Origin of the sequence: Deinococcus carri, from assembly GCF_039545055.1 — a bacterium.
In the GTDB taxonomy this organism is placed as follows: Bacteria; Deinococcota; Deinococci; order Deinococcales; family Deinococcaceae; genus Deinococcus; species Deinococcus carri.
On sequence record NZ_BAABRP010000001.1, the window covers coordinates 567,448 to 585,768 of the forward strand.

The 18,321-nt window shown below is 69.9% G+C and carries 15 protein-coding genes; 7 read left to right on the forward strand and 8 right to left on the reverse strand.

The window, feature by feature from the left end; translation table 11 throughout:
* Nucleotides 1-5: 5 nt before the first annotated feature.
* Nucleotides 6-2,501, forward strand: coding sequence for a phosphoenolpyruvate carboxylase (locus tag ABEA67_RS02855; RefSeq protein WP_345460566.1), 2,496 nt, complete (start codon nucleotides 6-8; stop codon nucleotides 2,499-2,501).
* Here the strand turns inward: ABEA67_RS02855 and ABEA67_RS02860 are convergent, their stop codons facing one another.
* Nucleotides 2,502-3,050, reverse strand: a complete 549-nt coding sequence (locus ABEA67_RS02860) for an inorganic diphosphatase (protein ID WP_345460569.1) — start codon at nucleotides 3,048-3,050, stop codon at nucleotides 2,502-2,504.
* A 105-nt stretch (nucleotides 3,051-3,155) separates the two neighbouring features.
* Here ABEA67_RS02860 and ABEA67_RS02865 point away from each other — a divergent pair, with 105 nt between their 5' ends.
* From ABEA67_RS02865 to miaB, 6 genes are all read left to right on the forward strand, one after another.
* Entirely contained in the window at nucleotides 3,156-4,610 is a 1,455-nt protein-coding gene (locus tag ABEA67_RS02865) for an alpha-amylase family glycosyl hydrolase (protein WP_345460572.1), read from the forward strand.
* 218 nt (nucleotides 4,611-4,828) lie between these two features.
* Entirely contained in the window at nucleotides 4,829-6,454 is a 1,626-nt protein-coding gene (locus ABEA67_RS02870; RefSeq protein ID WP_345460575.1) for a chloride channel protein, read from the forward strand.
* 23 nt (nucleotides 6,455-6,477) lie between these two features.
* Complete coding sequence (locus tag ABEA67_RS02875) at nucleotides 6,478-7,677, forward strand: amidase (protein ID WP_345460578.1); 1,200 nt, start codon at nucleotides 6,478-6,480, stop codon at nucleotides 7,675-7,677.
* 146 nt (nucleotides 7,678-7,823) lie between these two features.
* Nucleotides 7,824-8,627: a hypothetical protein gene (locus tag ABEA67_RS02880; RefSeq protein ID WP_345460581.1), complete on the forward strand. Its 804-nt coding sequence runs from the start codon at nucleotides 7,824-7,826 to the stop codon at nucleotides 8,625-8,627.
* Between the two features lie 119 nt (nucleotides 8,628-8,746).
* On the forward strand, nucleotides 8,747-9,238 hold the full coding sequence (locus ABEA67_RS02885) for a hypothetical protein (protein WP_345460584.1): 492 nt from the start codon (nucleotides 8,747-8,749) through the stop codon (nucleotides 9,236-9,238).
* 78 nt (nucleotides 9,239-9,316) lie between these two features.
* Nucleotides 9,317-10,696, forward strand: coding sequence for a tRNA (N6-isopentenyl adenosine(37)-C2)-methylthiotransferase MiaB (miaB, locus tag ABEA67_RS02890; protein WP_345460587.1), 1,380 nt, complete (start codon nucleotides 9,317-9,319; stop codon nucleotides 10,694-10,696).
* A gap of 197 nt (nucleotides 10,697-10,893) precedes the next feature.
* On the opposite strand, the gene ABEA67_RS02895 is transcribed toward miaB, so the two are convergent.
* The 7 genes from ABEA67_RS02895 to ABEA67_RS02925 all read right to left on the reverse strand — a co-directional run bounded on the left by ABEA67_RS02895 (nucleotide 10,894) and on the right by ABEA67_RS02925 (nucleotide 18,292).
* On the reverse strand, nucleotides 10,894-11,466 hold the full coding sequence (locus ABEA67_RS02895; protein ID WP_345460590.1) for a cob(I)yrinic acid a,c-diamide adenosyltransferase: 573 nt from the start codon (nucleotides 11,464-11,466) through the stop codon (nucleotides 10,894-10,896).
* 83 nt (nucleotides 11,467-11,549) lie between these two features.
* Nucleotides 11,550-13,055 (reverse strand): 4-alpha-glucanotransferase, encoded by a 1,506-nt coding sequence (malQ, locus tag ABEA67_RS02900; protein ID WP_345460593.1) that lies wholly within the window; start codon nucleotides 13,053-13,055, stop codon nucleotides 11,550-11,552.
* Nucleotides 13,056-13,281: 226 nt separating this feature from the next.
* Nucleotides 13,282-13,752 carry a transcription elongation factor GreA gene (locus tag ABEA67_RS02905; protein WP_345460596.1) on the reverse strand — a complete coding sequence of 157 codons (471 nt, stop codon included), beginning with the start codon at nucleotides 13,750-13,752 and terminating at the stop codon, nucleotides 13,282-13,284.
* A gap of 188 nt (nucleotides 13,753-13,940) precedes the next feature.
* Nucleotides 13,941-15,017: a type IV pilus twitching motility protein PilT gene (locus ABEA67_RS02910; protein ID WP_345460599.1), complete on the reverse strand. Its 1,077-nt coding sequence runs from the start codon at nucleotides 15,015-15,017 to the stop codon at nucleotides 13,941-13,943.
* The gene (gene panC, locus ABEA67_RS02915) at nucleotides 15,014-15,898 is read right to left on the reverse strand and encodes a pantoate--beta-alanine ligase (protein ID WP_425557144.1); all 885 of its coding nucleotides are present in this window, start codon (nucleotides 15,896-15,898) and stop codon (nucleotides 15,014-15,016) included. The genes ABEA67_RS02910 and panC overlap by 4 nt, the downstream gene beginning before the upstream one ends.
* Nucleotides 15,895-16,263 carry a phage holin family protein gene (locus ABEA67_RS02920; RefSeq protein WP_345460602.1) on the reverse strand — a complete coding sequence of 123 codons (369 nt, stop codon included), beginning with the start codon at nucleotides 16,261-16,263 and terminating at the stop codon, nucleotides 15,895-15,897. The genes panC and ABEA67_RS02920 overlap by 4 nt, the downstream gene beginning before the upstream one ends.
* A gap of 412 nt (nucleotides 16,264-16,675) precedes the next feature.
* On the reverse strand, nucleotides 16,676-18,292 hold the full coding sequence (locus ABEA67_RS02925) for an alpha-amylase family glycosyl hydrolase (RefSeq protein WP_345460605.1): 1,617 nt from the start codon (nucleotides 18,290-18,292) through the stop codon (nucleotides 16,676-16,678).
* Nucleotides 18,293-18,321: the final 29 nt, after the last annotated feature.

Sequence of the window (18,321 nt, forward strand, 5' to 3'; positions counted from 1 at the left end):
GCAACGTGGGGCTGAGCAGTGACGTGAACGTGCTGGGGCGCACGCTGGGGCAGGTGCTGCGCGAGCAGGAGGGCGAGGCCTTTTTCGAGCTGGTCGAGCGGGTGCGGGCGCTGGTGCGCGAGGTGCGGGCCGGGGGCGACGACACCGAGCTGCGCGCCCTCCTGGCCGGGCTGGACGCGCGGGACGCGGGAAACCTGGCGCGCGCCTTCACCTGGTACTTCCAACTCGTCAACCTGGCCGAGGAGTACGAGCGGGTGCGCGTGCTGTCGGGGACGCGGGGCGTGCGCCCGCAAAGCATCGAGCAAGCCCTCACCGAGCTGAAGGCCCAGGGGGTGACGGCGGGGGAGGCGGGGGCGCTGCTCGCCCGGCTGGACCTGGGCCTCACCTTCACCGCCCACCCCACCGAGATGCGCCGCCGCACCGTCCGCAACCACCTCGTGGAGGTGGCCCACGACATCCCGCACCTGGACGGCGAGGGGCTGGAGCGGGTGGCCGCGCACGTGGAGGCGCTGTGGCACACGCCCGAGCTGCGCCGCCTCAAGCCCACCGTGCAGGACGAGGTGAAGGGCGGCCTGAGCTACGTCGCCTCCATCGCACAGGCCCTCCCCGAGTTGCAGCGCGACCTCACGCGGGCCTTCCGGCAGGTCTACGGTCAGGAGACGGACGCCCGGCTGCCCCTCAGCTTCAGCTCGTGGATGGGCGGTGACCGCGACGGCAACCCCTTCGTGACGCCGGAGGCCACGCGGGAGGCGCTGGCCCTGCACCGCGAACGGGCGCGCGAGCTGCTGCTGGCTGCACTGCGTCAGGCCTACACCGACCTCAGCCAGGCGGGGCTGGAGGGCGAGGCGGACGGCGAGGCGGGCCAGGAACCCTATCGGCGCGAGCTGCGCGACCTGCACAACGCCATCCGCGACGGGCAGCCGGTGGACCTGGTGCCCCGGCTGGAGGCGCTGAAGGTCCGCCTGGAGGAGGACGGGCAGCACCGCACGGCCGACCTGCTCCTCACGCCGCTGCTGACGGTGGCGCGGGTGTTCGGGCAGCACCTCGTCAGCCTGGACCTCCGCGAACACAGCGCGCAGACGGGGGCGGCGGTTGCGCGCCTGCTGGCCGAGGCGGGCGTGGAGCCGGACTACCTGAACCTCCCCGAACACGCCCGGCAGGACGTGCTGACCCGCGAGCTGCGCTCCCGCCGCCCGCTGTGGCCCGCCGGGGAAGCCCTGCCGGAGGAGCTGGAAACCGCCATCGGCCCCATCCGCGAGGTGCAGGCGGCCACCCGCCTTGCCGGTCCGCGGGCCTTTGGGCGCTACGTCATCAGCATGAGCGAGAGCGTCAGCGACGTGCTGGAGCCGCTCCTGCTGGCCCGTGAGGTGGGCTTCCGTATCCTGCCGGTGCCGCTGTTCGAGACACTGGACGACCTGACCCGCGCCCCCCAGATCGTGTGGGAGCTGCTGAGCGTGCCCGAGTACCGCGCCCTGCTGGGCGAGGGCGTGCAGGAAATCATGCTGGGCTACAGCGACTCCAACAAGGACGCGGGCTTCCTGGCCGCCAACTGGGCGCTGCACGAGGCCCAGCGCAACATCAGCGACGTGTGCCGCCGCGCGGGGGTCCGGTGGCGCTTCTTCCACGGGCGCGGCACGTCCATCGGGCGGGGCGGCGGCCCGGCCTCGCGGGCGATTCTGGGTCAGCCCGCCGGGACCATCGACGCGGGCCTGCGCATCACCGAGCAGGGCGAGGCGCTGGCGGACAAGTACAGCCACCCGGTGCTGGCGCGGCGCAATCTGGAACAGGCCCTCTACGGCCTGCTGCTGGCCGCTGCCCGCCCCGCTGGGAACCCGCCCGCCGAGTGGACCTCCGCCATGACCCGCGCGGCCCAGGCGAGTGCGGCGGCCTACCGCGCCCTGGTCCACGACCCGGATTTCCTGCCCTTCTTCGAGGCCGTCACGCCCATCCACGAGATTGCTCGCCTGAACATCGCCTCGCGGCCGGTGCGCCGCCCCGGTGCGCCCACCCTGACCAACCTGCGCGCCATTCCCTGGGTGATGAGCTGGACGCAGAACCGCGCCAACCTTCCCGGCTGGTATGGCCTGGCCGAGGGCCTCAAGGAAATCGGCCCCGACCTCGCCCGCCAGATGTACCGCGAGTGGCCCTTTTTCCGCACGGTGCTGGACAACGCCCAGATGAGCCTCGCCAAGAGTGACTTCCTGATCTTCGCGGAATATCTGCGCCTCTCGGGCGAGCACCGCCTGGCCGGGCAGCTCCGGGCCGCCTACGACGAGACGGTGCGGCTGGTGCAGGAGGCCGTGGGCGCGGAGTTGCTGGAGGGCGAACCCCGCTTGCGCGAGAGCATCAAGCTGCGCAACCCCTACATCGACCCGATTCACCGCATTCAGGTTGAGCTGCTCCAGCGCGCCCGCAGCACTGAGGAGGGGCTGGACGAGTACGAGCGGCCCCTGCTGCTCAGCCTCCAGGGCATCGCGGCGGGGGTGCGGAACACGGGGTAGTTACTGACCTGCCTGTCCCCGCCGCAGGGCCTCGCTGCCTTCCCGCACGAGCTGCGCCGCGCGGTTGGGGCCACGCACGGCGAGCACCTCGAAGCCCTTGCCCTTGGCGGCGTTGTAGTTGACGAAAAACTGCTGGAGCTGCTCGACCACGCGGCCGGGCAGCCCGTCCACGTCCCTGACCTGCTCGTACAGGTGCGATGTCTCGGCCACCGCGAGCAGGCGGTCATTGCGCACCGTCTGGCCCTTCTCGGTCTGCTCGGCCTCCATTACTCCCAGCAGGCGCACCTGCATCAGGCAGCCCGCGAAGGTCGGCTCATCCGTGAGGACCAGCACGTCCAGCGGGTCGCCGTCCTCGCCCAGCGTCGAGGGCACGAAGCCGAAATCCAGCGGAAAGGTCATGCCCTCGGCCAGCAGGCCGCCCAGCTCGAACAGCCCCGACTCCGGGTCGTAGTCGAACTTGCTGCGCTTGCCCTTGGGCGTCTCCACAATCGCGCGGCAGGTCTTTTTCTCGGCGTCGAGCCGGTGCGGAAGCTTCGTCAGGTCAGGCATGGCGGGATGGTAGCGGGGGTGGGGGGGCGGGGGGCAGATGGAAAAGCTTAAGCTCCAGCGGCAGAAGCTCTCTGCTCCCGTCCCTCTACCCTTAGCATGTCTCTCATGCGCCGCCTCCCTCTCCTGGCCGCCCTGCTTACCTCACTGGCGGGTGCGCAGACCCCGCCGCCTCTGCCGTCCTTCGAGGGACAGGTCATCTATCAGGTGATGCCTGACCGGTTCGCGGATGGCGATAAGGCTAACGACATGGGCGTCAACCGCTCGGACCCACGCGCCTGGCACGGTGGCGACCTGGTGGGCCTGACGGCGAGGCTGCCCTACATCCAGAGGCTGGGGGCAACGGCCGTATGGCTCACGCCGATTTACCGGCAGCAGACGGCCAATTCCTTCGACACTTCGCCCTATCATGGCTACTGGCCCGCCGATTTCCGCGATGTGGACCCGCACTTCGGGACGCTGGCCGACTTCGGCGGCTTCGTGAAGGCGGCGCACGGGGCGGGGATGCGCGTGGTGCTCGATCAGGTCATCAACCACTACGGCTACGAGGCGGCGGCGGTGAAGGAGCATCCGGGCTGGTTCAATAGTCACGCCCAGTGTGATGCCAGCAGGAACAAGGACGTGGATTGCCCCCTCGCGGGCCTGCCGGACCTGCGGCAGTCGAACCCGGAGGTGCGGGCGCTGCTGCTGAGCAATGCCGACTTCTGGCGCGGGCAGGGCGTGGACGCCTTCCGCTACGACGCCATCAAGCACGTGGAGGGGCCGTTCCTGAAAGAACTGCTCGCCCGTGACCGCGCCGCCGGAACCTGGACCCTGGGCGAGTGGTACGGCGCAGACACCGGGACGGTCGCGGACTGGCAGCGGGCGGGTTTCGACAGCCTGTTCCTGTTCAGCCTGCAAGGAGCGATGGCCCAGAGCATCATGGGCGGGCAGGGTCTGGGCCGGGTGGCGGCGGTGCTGGACCGGCAAAAGGAACTGCCCCGGCCCGGCGAGGTGGCGCTGTTCCTCGACAACCACGACATCGCACGCTTCGCCCAGGGGTCGCTGTTCGAGGACCAGGCGCAGGCCCGCACCCGCTACGCCCTGCGCGCCCTGATGACCCTGAAGGGCGTGCCGGTCCTCTGGCAGGGCACCGAAATCGCCATGCGCGGCGGCCCCGACCCCGACAACCGCCGCGACATGCGCTTCGAGGAAGGGTGGACGCCCGCCGAAAAGGCCGTCTTCGACGCTGCCCGTGACGCCATCGCCGTGCGCAAGGCCAGCCGTGCGCTGAGCGTGGGCAGCCAGACGCTGCTGCCCGTTCCCACCCCCCTGCAAGACGACCTCCTGCTGCTGACCCGCGAGGCCGGGGGCGAGCGGGTACTGGTCGCCTGGCACAACGGCCGGGCCAGAAAGACCTACAGCGTGCGCCTCGGCACCCTGGGCCTGAAAGCGGATGCCCAGGCCCTCACCCGCAGCCTGTTTGCTGGGCAGGACGCCAAGCTCAGCGTGAGCGGGGGCTGGCTACACCTGAGCCTGCCTGCGGGGGACGTGGCGGTGTTTGAAGTAGGGGTTAGGCGTTAGGTGTCAGGGGGTAGGGAGAAATGCTTTAGCACAAGCTTCTTTCCCTAGGGCGGCGTGCAGTGGAGTGGACGCCTGAGACATGCGGCAACGCAACGGAGCGCCGCCCTTTTTGCGCTTCTCGCTTCGCTCGGATAGGTTGCCAAAAAGCGGCAACCTTTCTGCGCCCGCCCTAACCCCTAACCCCTCACGCCTGACCCCTCCTGCTACCATGCTTCCCGATGCGTTCTCCGCTGCCCCGTGCCGTCCTGACCCGCCTGGAAACCGGACGGCTGGTGGTGCTGAGCGTGCTGCTGGGGGCGCTGGTGGGCGGGCTGTGCATCCTGCTGCGGCTGGCGCTGGAGGCGCTGCTGCGGCTGGGCGTGCAGGTGACGGGCTACACCCCCCCCGGCACCCCCGGCGAGGGCGGGCTGCTGATGGCCTTTGGCGACGCGCTGCCCTGGGGCCTGCTGGCCCTGCCGGTGGTGGGGGCGGCGTATGCCTGGCTGCTCCCGGCGGAGGCAGGCGACCCCCTCACGCAACTGGTACGCGGCTACCACGCGCGGGGGCAGTGGCCGGGTGTGGCGGTGCAGCTGCGGACACTGGTGGGGACGGTGCTGGGGTACGTGACCGGGCTGCTGGTGGGCCGCGACGCGCCCTTCACGCTGCTGGGGCAGCTGGGCACGCGGCTGCTGGGGCAGGCCACCCGGCTCGACGCCGTGGAAACCCGCGCCCTCACGCTGGCGGGGGCGGCGGCGGGGCTGGGGGCGGTGCTGCATGCGCCGCTTGCTGCCGCCGTCCTGATCGCGGAGGTGCTGTACCGCCGCTTCGAGTTCGAGTTCGAGGTGCTGATGCCCTGCGTGCTGGCCGCCGTGACCGGCTACGCCGTGTACGGGGCGGCCTTCGGGTTCGAGCCGCTGTTCAGCGTGCAGGTGTTGCAGATGCCGGGGCTGGCGCAGTTCCCGGCCTTCCTGGGCGTGGTCCTGGCGGTCACGCTGGCGGGCTGGGCGTCCCTGCTGGCCTGCCGGGTGCTGCCCCAGACCTGGACCTCCGGCTCTTGGCGTCCGCTGCTGGGCGGCGCGTTCGGGCTGCTGACCGCTGCCGCAGCGCTGTGGAGCACCCCCGCCGTGCTGGGCGACGGCGCGGGTTGGACGCAACTGGGCCTGTCGGGGTTCCTGGGGCCGGAAGCCGTGGGCTACGGCGCGTGGCGCTGGCTGCTGCTGGCGCTGGGGGCGCGGCTGGCCTTTGGCGGGGGCGTGCTGCCGTCGGTGGGGGTGGGCAGCCTGCTGGGCACCGGGCTGGGCACGCTGCTGGGCCTGGACCCGGCGGTCACGGCCCTGATGGGCGGCGTGGCCTTTCTGACCGTCACGCTGAACGTGCCCGTCGCGGCGGCGCTGCTGGCGGTCGCCTGGGGCGGGGACGCGCTGCTGCCCGCCGCCCTGCTCACGGCGGGGCTGGCCCATGTCCTGAGCGGCGAGTCCGGGCTGTTGCCCGCCCAGGTCCGCTCGCGCGCGGCGAGTGCCGTCCCTGCCGGGCCGCCCCTGCTGCCGGACGGCATCCGCTTCGTGCCCCGGCGCGCCCCGGCCACGCCCCTGCACGCGCCCGCCGAGGGGGGCGAGAATGCCCTCCCGACCCTGACCGCCGAACAGGAACTCTACCGCCGCGGCGTGCCCCCCGGTTGGCTGGGCGCGCGGCTGGCGGTCCTGGCCCTGCCGCCCGGCGTGGAGGTGGTGGGCATCGTCCGCGACGGCACCGTGCGCCTGCCCCGCCCCGAACTGCGCCTCACCGCCGACGATGAACTGGTCTTCCTGGCGCGGCCTGAGGCGTACGCCGCGCTGGAAGGCGTGCTGCGCCTGCCGGTGGGGTAGGGGAGACACGTTACCGTGGGGCCATGACTGCTGGCGACTCACCCACCTTCCCGCCCTTCCCGGACCCGCAGCGTGCCTGGGCCTACCTCCCGGCGACTCCCCTCGCCGGGGCGGCGGGCGGACCCCTTGGCGGCCTGACCTTCAGCGTGAAGGACCTGTTCGGCGTACCGGGTTGGCCGCTGCACGCCAGCACCCGTGCCCCGGTGCCCGACCCCGGTCCCAGCGTGCTCGTCCGCCGACTGCTGGCGCTGGGGGCCAGCGCCGTCGGCAAGACCCATCTGCACGAAATCGCGCTGGGCATCACGGGCATGAACGGCTTTGGGGGAACGGCGCATCCCTTCCTGCCGGGGCGCGTTCCGGGCGGCAGCAGCAGCGGTGCGGGTGTCAGCGTGGCGCTGGGGCAGGTGGCCGGAAGAAAGGTGGATTTCGCCCTGGGCACCGACACGGGCGGCAGCATCCGCGTGCCGGCGGCGTGGTGCGGCGTGGTGGGCTACAAACCGACAAAGGGCCACCCGGCCTGGAGTACAGAAGGGGTGCTGCCCCTCTCCGGCACCTGCGACCACGCCGGACCCCTCGCGCGCGACGTGGCGACGGTGGTGCGTGTGCAGGAGGCGTTGACCGGACAGGCGGTGGAGCGGCAGGCATGGCAGGGCGTCCGGGTGGGCCTCTGGCTCCCCGAGGGCTGGGTCACGGAGCCGGTGCGCGAGGCTGTCCTGGCCTTTGCCGCTCGCCTGACAGAACGGGGCGCATCGGTGGAGGCCGTCACCTTCCCGGAAGTGCTGGACGCCTACTCGCCCATCGTGCTGAGCGAGGCGGCGCGGGTTCACGCCGGGGCGCTGCGGCGGGAGGACCCCGGCTTTCTGCCCTTCACCCTCGCCTCGCTGCGGCAGGGGCAGGCGCTCACGGAGGCGGAGGTGGCGGCCGCGTTCGAGCGCCGCGCCGCCTACCGTGCCCTGCTCGACGACCTGCTCTCCCGCTTCGACGTGCTGCTCGCCCCCACCGTCCCCACCCCACCGCCCCTGGTCGGGCAGGACGAGGTGGACCTGCCGGAGGGCCGCCTCCCCCTGCGCCGCGCCACGTTGCGCCTCAACACCCCCTTCAGCCTGCTGGGTGCGCCCACCGTCGCCCTGCCCACGTCCGTCCCCTTCGTGGGCGTGCAACTCGTGGGCCGCCACGGCGAGGACGACCGCCTGCTGGGCCTAGCGCTGGGGCTGGAGGGGTAATACGGATTCCGTCTGTTGCGTTTACCCATCGGAAAAGAGCCGATTTGCAAACTCCACGCCCGGAACCCGTTTTTCTCCCACTCGCTCTGCTCGGATGGAATCACTGCGTCAACGATTCCATCGGGGTCCGTATTAAGGTGGGGGCCATGAAGACCCTTGTCCTGGCCGGTCTGCTCTTGCTCTCGTCCGCGCAGGCCGAGGTCCTGAAGTGGGGCAATCTCACCGTGACGGTCACGCCCCGCCCGGAAGGGAACTACGACGCCGAGGCGCAGGCGGTCGTGAAGAACGGCAGCCGCACCGTCCTGACCGTCCGGGGGTGGAATGTGGCCGCGGAACTGCAACCGCTGCGGCCCGGCGGCCTGCCGGAACTGGTGTTGACCACCTTCTCCGGCGGGGCGCACTGCTGCTCGGTGAACTACGTGTTCACCCAGGACGGGGGCCGGGTGGAGAACCTCGCGATCCTGGACAGCGGCAACTACGGGGTGCAGTTCGCGGACCTGAACGGCGACGGCACGAAGGAACTGCTGTTCGCCAGCGACAGCCTCGCCTACTACGACTGGTCCTACGCCGCGAGTCCGGCCCTCCGCACGGTCCTGGGCTGGGACGGCGTGCGCTTGGCCGACCGCACCCGCGCCTACGCCTACGTCCCCGCCCAGGAGGCGGCCCGCAACCTCCGCGACCTGTTGGGCACGCTGGGTCAGCCTGACGCCTTTCCCGACGACCTGAAAGCGCGGCTGGGCGGCTACTACGCCAACATGATTCTCGCCGGACAGGGCGTGCAGGCCGAAGCCGTGCTGAGGGCGCAGGTGTTCCCGAAATCCCCCGCCCTGCACGACTGGTTCCGCCAGAACCGCACCGGCCTCATCGACGCCACCTACGCCCAGCCCGAGGGCCGCGTGCGGGCGGTCAACAGCACCACTTACCCGCTGAAGGACCCGAACGAACCCTAGCGGGGGCAGGCAGCGGCCAGCAAGCAGAGGCTGAAGCCTGGGAAAGCTGGCCGCTGGAAGCTGGATGCTGGCCGCCCCCACGTCAGACACTCTTCATGAGTGCTGCTTAAGCTGCGCCCATGCGCCTGAACGTCCTTCCGCGCCTGCTGGCCGCCGCTGCTTTACTGCCCGCCCTGACCGGCTGCGCCTTTGGGGCGTATATCGCCGGCAATACGCCGCTGGAACGGGCCGTCAACGGCACCTATGAGGGTGTCGGTGTGGGGGGTACGGGCCGGGTGCCCTACCGCCTGATTCTGAGTGTGCAGGAGCGGGAAGGCCGGGCCAGCGGCGTTATCACCAACCTGGAAAGCCGCAAGGCCTACGCCCTCAGCGGCAAGTTCCAGCGGGTGGGGGCGGGCGGCAGCCTCGACGTGAACCTCTTCGAGAACGGCGACAAGCTGCGCGGCACCCTGCGCGCCGAGATTGCCGGGACCAAACTCAGCGGAACGCTGCGAACTGTCCTGCTGGGCAAGGAGTTGCTGGGCTACGTCGTGAATCTGGAAAAGCAGGTGCCGGGTGCGTCCCCCACCCCCGCCAACGTGCCCCTCTCCCCGGCACCGACCACGCCCTGAACGCTAGAATCTCCCCCGCCCGCCTCATGCGGCGTGAAAGGCCCCGGAATCCCTCCGTCAGGCCAGGGGAGAAGACAGATGAAGGCACACCTCATAACCTACGGCTGCCAGATGAACGAGTACGACACCCATCTGGTCGAGTCCCAACTCGTGAGTTTCGGCGCGGACATCGTGTCCAGCGTGGACGAGGCCGACTTCGTGCTGGTGAACACCTGCGCGGTGCGCGGCAAACCCGTGGACAAGGTCCGCTCACTGCTGGGCGACCTGCGCAAGCAGAAGGCGCAGCGCCCGCTGGTGGTCGGCATGATGGGCTGCCTCGCCCAACTGGAAGAAGGCCAGCAGATCGCCCGCAAGTTCGAGGTGGACGTGCTGCTCGGTCCCGGCAGCCTGCTCGACATCGGTAAGGCGCTGGAGGCGAACGAACGTTTCTGGGGCCTGCAATTCAAGGACGAGCTGCACGGGCACATCCCCCCGCCCCCACAGGGCAAGCTGCAAGCGCACCTCACCATCATGCGCGGCTGCGACCACCACTGCACCTACTGCATCGTGCCCACCACGCGCGGCCCACAGGTCAGCCGCCACCCCGACGACATCCTGCGCGAGCTGGACATGCAACTTGCCGCCGGGGTGCAGGAGGTCACGCTGCTGGGGCAGAACGTGAACGCCTACGGGGTGGACCAGGGCGCGCGGCTGGCCGGGTATCCCTCCTTTGCCGACCTGCTGCGGCTGGTGGGCCGCTCGGGTGTGCGCCGCATCAAGTTCACCACCAGCCACCCCATGAATTTCACGGAGGACGTGGCCGCCGCGATGGCCGAGACGCCCGCGGTGTGCGAATACGTGCACCTGCCCGTGCAGAGTGGCTCCAGCCGCGTGCTGCGCCGCATGGCCCGCGAGTACACCCGCGAGAAGTACCTGGGCCACATCGCGGACATCAAGCGGCACATGCCGAACGTGGTGCTGGCGACCGACATCATCGTGGGCTTTCCCGGCGAGACGGAGGAGGACTTCCAGGAAACGCTCAGCCTCTACGACGAGGTCGGCTACGACAGCGCCTACATGTTCATCTACTCGCCGCGCCCCGGCACGCCCAGCTACAAGCACTTCACGGACCTGCCGCGCGAACTCAAGACCGAACGCCTCCAGCGCCTGATTGTGCGGCAGAAGGAGTGGAGCGCCCGCAAGAACGCCGCCCAGGTCGGCACCGTTCAGGAACTCCTGCTGCGCGGCGATGCCCACGACACCGGCTTCCTGGAAGGCCACACGCGCGGCAACCACCCCACCGTCGTGCCCAAGGCCCTCGGCGCGAGCGGCCCCGGCATCTACCACGCCCGCATCGAACACGCCACGCCGCACATGCTGTATGGCCGCCTGATCAGCACGGACGGTCAGGATTTGCCTGAGCTGCCCCGGTTCAACCCCGAGGCGGCGGCCCTGAGCAGCCCCTTGCAGATGGTGTAGAGGCAGAAGGCGGAAGGCAAATGGCAGAAGGCCGGGGCAGTTCTATAGGGCGGTGCCCAGAAAGGTTGCCGAACCTTTCTGGGCCGAACGAAGTGAGCAACCGTGATAAGGGCGGCGTGAAGTGAAGTTGCGGCCCAGGACACGCGGCAACGGAACGGAGCGCCGCCCTAAGCTCCGGCCCTCTGTTGCTCGTTCGCCTATCTTCGCTTCTTCACCGTCCACGCCTGCTCGTTCATGCCCGCCGCCTGGTTCGCTGCCCGCGCCATCACGAACAGCAGGTCGGACACGCGGTTGAGGTAAATCTGTACGTGTTCCCCCACCTCCTCCTCGGCGGCGAGGCGAATCACCTCCCGCTCGGCGCGGCGGGCGACGGTGCGGGCGACATGCAGGGCGGCGGCGGTGGGCGTGCCACCGGGATGTACGAAGCCGGTGAAGGGCGGCGCGCCTTCCTGATAGCGGTCGATCATCGCTTCCAGAAAGGCGGCGTCCTCCGCGTCGATGCGGCTGAGATTTTTCGCGTAGGGGCTGTCCTGCCGGGTGGCGAGGTCGGCCCCCAGGTCGAAGAGGGCGTTCTGGAGGTACTCCAGGTCGCTGTCCAGCGCGGCGTCGGGCTGCGCCTCGCGCGCGTTATGCGCCCGCGCCAGCCCCAGCACACTGTTCAGTTCGTCCACCGTGCCGTACGCCTCGACCCGCGCGTGCGCCTTGCTGACCCGGTCCGCGCCGTACAGGCCGGTGGAGCCTTTGTCGCCTGTTCTGGTGTAGAGCTTCATGGGGGGAGGATAGTACGCGGGGAGCGGTGCGCGGGATAAAGAGCGGCCTTCCCTGCGTACCGCGCACCGCGTCCTGCCTCCCTTTACACCCTCCCCGCCTCCGCCGTCACCCCCCGCAGCCTCTCCGCCAGGTCCGGGCGCAGGTCCGCCGCGAGATACCGCCAGGTCCAGTTCTGGGGGCCGGTGGTGCCGGGGAGGTTCATGCGGGCCTCGCTGCCCAGGTTGAGCACGTCCTGGAGGGGCACGACGGCGAGGTTGGCGCGGCTTTCCTGCGCCATCCCGAGCAGTTGCCACGCGAAGGTGTCCTCGTTGGGGTCGCTGTGGGTGTAGACGCGGAAGTTATGTTTTTCCATCTCGTCGGCGTGCTGCCACCAGCCGCGCGAGGTGTCGTTGTCGTGGGTGCCGGTGTAGACCACCTGATTGACCCTGAGATTGTGCGGCAGGAAGTCGTTCACGCTGAAGTCGCCGCCGCCGAACGCGAATTGCAGCACGGCCATGCCCGGCAGCTCGAAGTCGTCGCGCAGTTTCTCCACGTCGGGTGTGATGACGCCCAGATCCTCAGCGATGATGGGCATCTGGCCCAGCGCCTGCTGCACGGCCTCCAGCATCGCGTGTCCCGGCGCGGGCACCCAGCGCCCGTGAATGGCCGTCTCGGCCGGAAAGGGAATCTCCCAGTACGCCGCGAAGCCCCGGAAGTGGTCGATACGGATGAGGTCGTACAGCTTGAGGCTGCCGCGAAAGCGCTCCACCCACCAGCGGAAGCCGTCGCGTTCCATCACGTCCCAGCGGTAGAGGGGATTGCCCCACAGTTGCCCCGTCTCGCTGAAGTAGTCCGGCGGCACGCCCGCGACCACGGTGGGCTGGCCCTGGTCGTCGAAATAGAACTGCTCGCGGTTCGCCCAGGCGTCGCTGGAATCCATCGCCACGAAAATGGGGATGTCTCCAATCACCTGCACGCCGCGTTCCCGCGCGTACTCGCGCAGCGCCCGCCACTGCCGGAAGAACAGGAACTGGATGAACTTCACGCGCTCGCTGGGGGCGGCGAGGCGTTCACGCGCGGCGGCCAGCACCTCCGGCACGCGGTCGCGGCTGCCGGGGTCCCAGGCGTTCCAGGGCAGGCCCCCGTGCGCCGCCTTGAGGGCCATGAACAGCGCGTAGTCGTCCAGCCAGGCGGCTTCCTCGGCCTTGAACGCCTCGAATTCAGGCTCCAGCGCCGGGGCGTCCCCGAAGGCGAAATGGGCATAGGCCCGCTCCAGCATCTGGTTGCGCCATACGTACTGCTGCCCGAAGTCCACCCGCCCCGGTTCGAAGCCCGGCAGCGCCGCGAAGTCGCTGTCCTGCAAGAGGCCCTCCTCGCGCAGGGTCGTCAGGTCGATCAGGTAGGGATTGCCCGCAAAGGCGCTGAAGGCCTGGTAGGGGCTGTCGCCGTACCCGGTCGGCCCGAGGGGCATCACCTGCCAGTACGTCTGGCCGGCCAGCGCCAGCCAGTCCACGAAATGCCGGGCATTCTGGCCGAGTTCCCCGATTCCGTACGGACCGGGAAGGCTGGTGGGATGCAGCAGCACGCCGCTGGAACGTTTGATCATCATGGAGAATCCTCCGGTGGCGGGGGCGGGAAGCGGGCTGGAAGTGATTCCAGCGAGAATGGTGGCATTGTACCGGGCGGGGGAGGGGTGGCTATGAGCCAGGAGCTTTGAGCCATGAACAGGCACAGGGAAGCCTCAGCGGTTGCCGTGGCCCTCTGGCGCGGACTCCGTACGGCAGCAGGGGGGCGGAGCCTGCGCCCCGCCCCCTCTGTGCCCCCCTCTGCGGGCTTTACTCGTAGGTGACTTCCAGCACCTCGAACTTGGCCGTGCCGCGCGGAAGCTGCACGGTCACGGTCTGGCCGGGGCGCTTGCCGCTCAGCGCCTGACCCATGGGGCTGGCGTCGCTGATCTTGCCCTTCAGGACATCGACCTCGTAGGTGCCGACCAGCTCGAAGCGGTGTTCCTTGCCCTTCTCGTCGCGGACCAGCACCCTGGCCCCCAGGCCCACGCCGCCGGTGGCGTCTTCCTCGATGATCATGGCGCGTTCGAGCTGGTCTTCGAGTTCGATGATGCGCGCCTCGTTCTCGCTCTGCTGCATCCGGGCCTCGTCGTAGGCGGCACTCTCGCGCAGGTCGCCGTCGGCGATGGCGGACCCCATGTACTCGCTGATCTGCTCCCGGCGTTCGGTTTTCAGGTAGTTCAGGGTTTCCCGCAGCTTGTCGTAGCCCCGCTGCGTCATGGTGATGCGTGCTTTGGTCATGGCGGCCCAGTATAGGGCGGGGTTCAGAAAGGTTGCCACACCTTTCTGGGCCGGGCGGCGAAGCGGAGGGAGCAACCGGGATGAGTCGGCGTGCTGTGGAATTGCCCCCCCAGCAACGCGGCAGGGGCACGCAGCGCCGCCCTGGGCCAGCCGTCTGTTTCCCCCCTCCGCCCAGGCTCGTGTTCGGTTCAGTCGGCCAGACCCGCGCGCGTGACCATCAGCTTCAGCTCGTGGGGGCTGGTGGCGGCGTTCTGGGCCTCTTCCAGCGTGATCAGGTGGTGGCGGTAGAGCTGGACGAGGTGCTGGTCGAAGGTCTGCATGCCGCGAATGTTGTCCTCGATCAGGGCGTCCTTGATCAGCGGGGTCTTCTGCTCGTCGCGGATGTAGTCCTGCACCAGCGGCGTGTTGAGCATCACCTCGGTGCCCAGCACCCGGCCCAGGCCGTCGGCGCGGCGCAGCAGGCGCTGGCTGAGGATGCCCACCAGCGACTCGGCCAGTTGCATACGAATCTGCGGGCGCTCGTGGGGCGGAAAGAAGTCGAGAATGCGGCCGATGCTCCGCACGGCGTCCTGGGTGTGCAGCGTGCTGAGGATCAGGTGACCGGTCTGGGCGGCGGTGAGGGCCGCCTCCACCGTTTCCTTGTCGCGCATCTCACCGAGCATGATCACGTCGGGGTCCTGGCGCAGGGCAAAGCGCAGCGCGGTGCGGAAGTCGCGGGTGTCCGTGCCGACCTCGCGCTGCACCACCAGACTCTTGGCGTTGCGGTGCAGAAACTCGATGGGGTCCTCGATGGTGATGATGTTGTAGGCGTAGGTGCGGTTGATGTGGTCGATCATGGCCGCCAGCGTGGTGCTCTTGCCGCTGCCGGTGGGGCCGGTGATCAGCACCAGGCCGCGCGAGGCCCCCGCGAAGCCGCGCAGCACGTCGGCGGGCAGGCCCAGCGTCTCGAAGCCCGGAATGGTGTTGATGACGCTCCTCACCACGATCCCGACCGCGCCGCGCTGCCGGAACACGTTGCAGCGGAAGCGCCCCAGGCCCGCCACGCTGTACGCCAGGTCCAGCTCGTTGCTGTACTCGAACTCCTCCCACTGCTCCTGGGGCAGGAGCGACCGCGCCAGCGCCGCCGTCTGCTCGGGCGTGAGCGGCTGCATTCCGCAGGGGAGCAGGCGACCGTCAATGCGGCACATCGGGGGGCTGCCCACCTGGAGGTGCATGTCCGAGGCGCGGCGGGCCACCATCTCGCGCAGCAGTTCGTCGAGGGTCACGCCCCCTCGCCCTCCGTCTCCAGGGGTTCCGGCCAGAGGGGCATGTTGTCGATCAGCCGGACGCCGAACATCCGGGCGGCCACCAGCACGCGCGTCATGGGATCATTCTCCACACGTTCTCTTTCCTGCATGTCACCGCCCACGACCGCGAGGTAATCGGGCTGCACCTCCGGCTCGCGCGCCAGCACGTCCAGCCCCGCCTGCCGCAGCCGCGCCGTATCGCGTTCGCCGCCCGCCGCCGCCGCCTGCACCGCCCGCAGCGCCCGCGAGAGGACCACCGCCCGCGCCTGCTGCTCGGGCGTCAGGTAGCTGTTGCGGCTGCTGAGGGCCAGCCCCGACGCCTCGCGGATGGTGGGCACGCCCACGACCTCCACGGGCACGTTCAGGTCGCGGACCATCCGCCGCACCACCGCCAGCTGCTGCCAGTCCTTTTCCCCGAAGTAGGCCCGCTCCGGCCCCACGATGTTCAGCAGCTTGAGCACCACCGTCGCCACGCCGTCGAAGTGGCCGGGCCGCGACTGTCCCTCCAGCGGGGCCGACACGCCGCCCACCGACACGTTGGTCGCGTAGCCGTCCGGGTACATCGCCGCCACGTCGGGGTGAAACAGCAGGTCGGCCCCCGCCGCCCCCGCCAGCGCCAGGTCGCGTTCCAGGTCGCGGGGGTAGCGGCCGAGGTCCTCGCCCTGCCCGAACTGCCGCGGGTTCACGAATACGCTCACCACGACCACGTCGCACTCGGCGCGGGCCTGCCGGATCAGCGTGGCGTGGCCCTCGTGCAGGTAGCCCATTGTGGGCACCAGGCCGACGCGCTCCGGCCCTGCCAGCACCGCGCGAATCTCGGCCACCGTCGTGAGGATGTGCGGCGTCTTGCCTGCCGTCAACGCCGTTCCCCGTCCAGGCCCAGCGCGCCCACCACGGCGTCCAGCAGCCAACTGATGACCGTCAGGATCAGCGCCCCCACGATGGCGGCCCCGAAGCCCGCCACGTTCAGCGCCGTGACGCTCGCCACCAGCCACAGCACCACGCCGTTCACGACGAGGGTAAAGAGGCCCAGCGTCAGCAGATTCACCGGCAGGCTCAGCAGCAGCAGCACGGGCCGGATCAGCGCGTTCACGATGCCCAGCACCAGCGCCGCCAGCAGCACGCTCACCGTGCCCGCACCAGGCGCGAACGAGACACCCGCATACACCCGCGTCAGCAGGTACAGCGCCAGCGCGTTGACCAGGAGCCGAATCAGAAAGCCCATGTGCAGAGGATAAGCCGGGCGGGGGTGGGGGAGGCAGCGGTCAGCCGTCAGCGGTGAGCCATCAGCAGAGGAGAGCAGGCGTTCTGGCCTCCCCTGTCTTTTCAAACTTTGGAGCGGATGCTCAGGTTCCACGCTTCAAGCGGGCTGTCAGGCTTGAAGCCGCCTGGCGGGCTGGGCAGAGCGACCAGGGGGAAACCGGGGCGAAGCCTGGCAGGCCCAGAACCGCCAGGAACCCCTGCCTGGCGCAGCGCCGCTCCCCCTCCACCAAGAGGAGAGACACGTCAGCAAGCCTGGCGTAGGCGCGCGAGCCGTTCCGCGCGGCGGAGACGTCCTCCTGTGGGGGTAGGGGGGCGGGGGCAAACCGCAGCCAGATGCCCGGCCCCCAGACAACATCACCCCCGACCCGATAGCCTTACCGCCCCCGCACAATCCGCGCCTCGTTCGGCCGCAGGTCCGACCCGGCGGCAGGCGTGTCCTGAAGACTGCTGAGCAGCGTCTCGCCCCCGGCCACCTCGCCCACCTCCCGCGTCTCCCCGCCGAAGTTCAACAGCACGACCAGCCGCTCGTCCCCCAGGGTGCGCTCGAAGGCGAACACGTCCGCGTGGCCGGTATCCAGGGAGCGGTAGTCACCGCCCAGCAGGGCCGGATGCTCGCGCCGCAGCGCCGTCAACGCGCGGAAGTAGTTCAGGTCGCTGTGCGGGTCCCCCTCCTGCGCCTGCACGTTCACGCGGTCGGCGTCGTCAGCCAGCGGCAGCCAGGGCGTGACGCCCGCCGGGGCGAAGCCCGCATTGGGGCCGCTGTCCCACTGCATCGGCGTGCGCTCGGGGTCGCGGCCCGCGCTGGGGGTGCCCGGCTGCTGAAGGCCCGCCGGGTCCACCAGCCTGTCCGGCGGAACCGGGACGTTCTCCATGCCGATCTCGTCGCCGTAGTAGGCGGTGGGGGTGCCGCGCAGGGTCAGCAGCAGGGTCTGCGCGGTCCGGTACTGGTCTGCGCCCACCCGCGACTTGAAGCGGGGTTGGTCGTGGTTGCCCAGCACCCAGTTCGGCCAGCTCTGCGCGGCCCGGCACGCCGCGTCGTACCCGTCCACGAAGGCGCGCACCTGGGCAGCGTCCCACCCCAGCAGAATCAGGTGGAAGTTGAAGGGCAGATGCACCATCGGCTCTGCGGGCGTGCCCGCGTAGGGCAGCAGTTGCGCGACCGGCAGGTAGATCTCGCCCACCATCATGCGGTCGTGTTCGGGGGTGGAGAACTCGTCCAGCACGCCCCGCAGCTCGCGGATGTAGGCGTGCGTCTCGGGCTGGTCCTGGGTGTAGATGTGTTGCAGGCTGGCGTGCTCGATCTGACCGGGCTGCCATTCGGGGTTTTCCGGTTCGTCGCGGAACCCCTCGTCCTCGGCCAGCAGCCAGATCACGTCCACCCGGAAGCCGTCCACGCCCCGCCGCATCCAGAAGCGCAGCACGTCCGCCATCGCCGCGCGCACCTCACTGTTGCGCCAGTTCAGGTCCGGCTGCCCCGGCAGGAACTGGTGCAGGTAGTACTGCCCGCTGGCCTCGTCCAGCGTCCAGGCCGGGCCGCCGAAGAACGACTTCCAGTTGTTGGGCACGCCTCCATCCGGCGCGGGGTCGCGCCACACGTACCAGTCGCGCTTGGGGCTGCCTTTGCCCGCGAGCGCCTCCTGAAACCAGGGGTGGTCGGAGGAGGTGTGGTTGGGCACGTAGTCCAGCATCACCTTCAGCCCCAGGCCGTGTGCCTCCGCCACCAGCGCGTCGAAGTCCTCCAGATTGCCGAAGAGGGGGTCGATATCGCAGTAGTCCGCCACGTCGTACCCGAAGTCGCGCATCGGGCTGGTGAAGATGGGCGAGAGCCATACCGCCTCCACGCCCAGGCTCGCCACGTAGGGCAGCCGCCCCGTGATGCCGCGCAGGTCGCCCACCCCGTCCCCGGAGGCGTCCTGAAACGACCGGGGATAAATCTGGTAGATGATGCCGCGCTGCCACCATTTCAGTTCGCCGGAGAGAGGCTGCGTCATGGCACAGAGCGTAGCAGGAAACGGGGCAC

Bases quoted from the DNA above. Each gene is read 5' to 3' on its own strand.
- ABEA67_RS02860 (WP_345460569.1), bottom strand. From the start codon at position 3,050: ATGCCTGACCTGACGAAGCTTCCGCACCGGCTCGACGCCGAGAAAAAG.
- malQ (WP_345460593.1), bottom strand. From the start codon at position 13,055: ATGATGATCAAACGTTCCAGCGGCGTGCTGCTGCATCCCACCAGCCTT.
- ABEA67_RS02865 (WP_345460572.1), top strand. From the start codon at position 3,156: ATGCGCCGCCTCCCTCTCCTGGCCGCCCTGCTTACCTCACTGGCGGGT.
- ABEA67_RS02895 (WP_345460590.1), bottom strand. From the start codon at position 11,466: ATGAAGCTCTACACCAGAACAGGCGACAAAGGCTCCACCGGCCTGTAC.
- ABEA67_RS02925 (WP_345460605.1), bottom strand. From the start codon at position 18,292: ATGACGCAGCCTCTCTCCGGCGAACTGAAATGGTGGCAGCGCGGCATC.
- ABEA67_RS02870 (WP_345460575.1), top strand. From the start codon at position 4,829: ATGCGTTCTCCGCTGCCCCGTGCCGTCCTGACCCGCCTGGAAACCGGA.
- ABEA67_RS02880 (WP_345460581.1), top strand. From the start codon at position 7,824: ATGAAGACCCTTGTCCTGGCCGGTCTGCTCTTGCTCTCGTCCGCGCAG.
- ABEA67_RS02875 (WP_345460578.1), top strand. From the start codon at position 6,478: ATGACTGCTGGCGACTCACCCACCTTCCCGCCCTTCCCGGACCCGCAG.
- ABEA67_RS02920 (WP_345460602.1), bottom strand. From the start codon at position 16,263: ATGGGCTTTCTGATTCGGCTCCTGGTCAACGCGCTGGCGCTGTACCTG.
- ABEA67_RS02905 (WP_345460596.1), bottom strand. From the start codon at position 13,752: ATGACCAAAGCACGCATCACCATGACGCAGCGGGGCTACGACAAGCTG.
- miaB (WP_345460587.1), top strand. From the start codon at position 9,317: ATGAAGGCACACCTCATAACCTACGGCTGCCAGATGAACGAGTACGAC.
- ABEA67_RS02885 (WP_345460584.1), top strand. From the start codon at position 8,747: ATGCGCCTGAACGTCCTTCCGCGCCTGCTGGCCGCCGCTGCTTTACTG.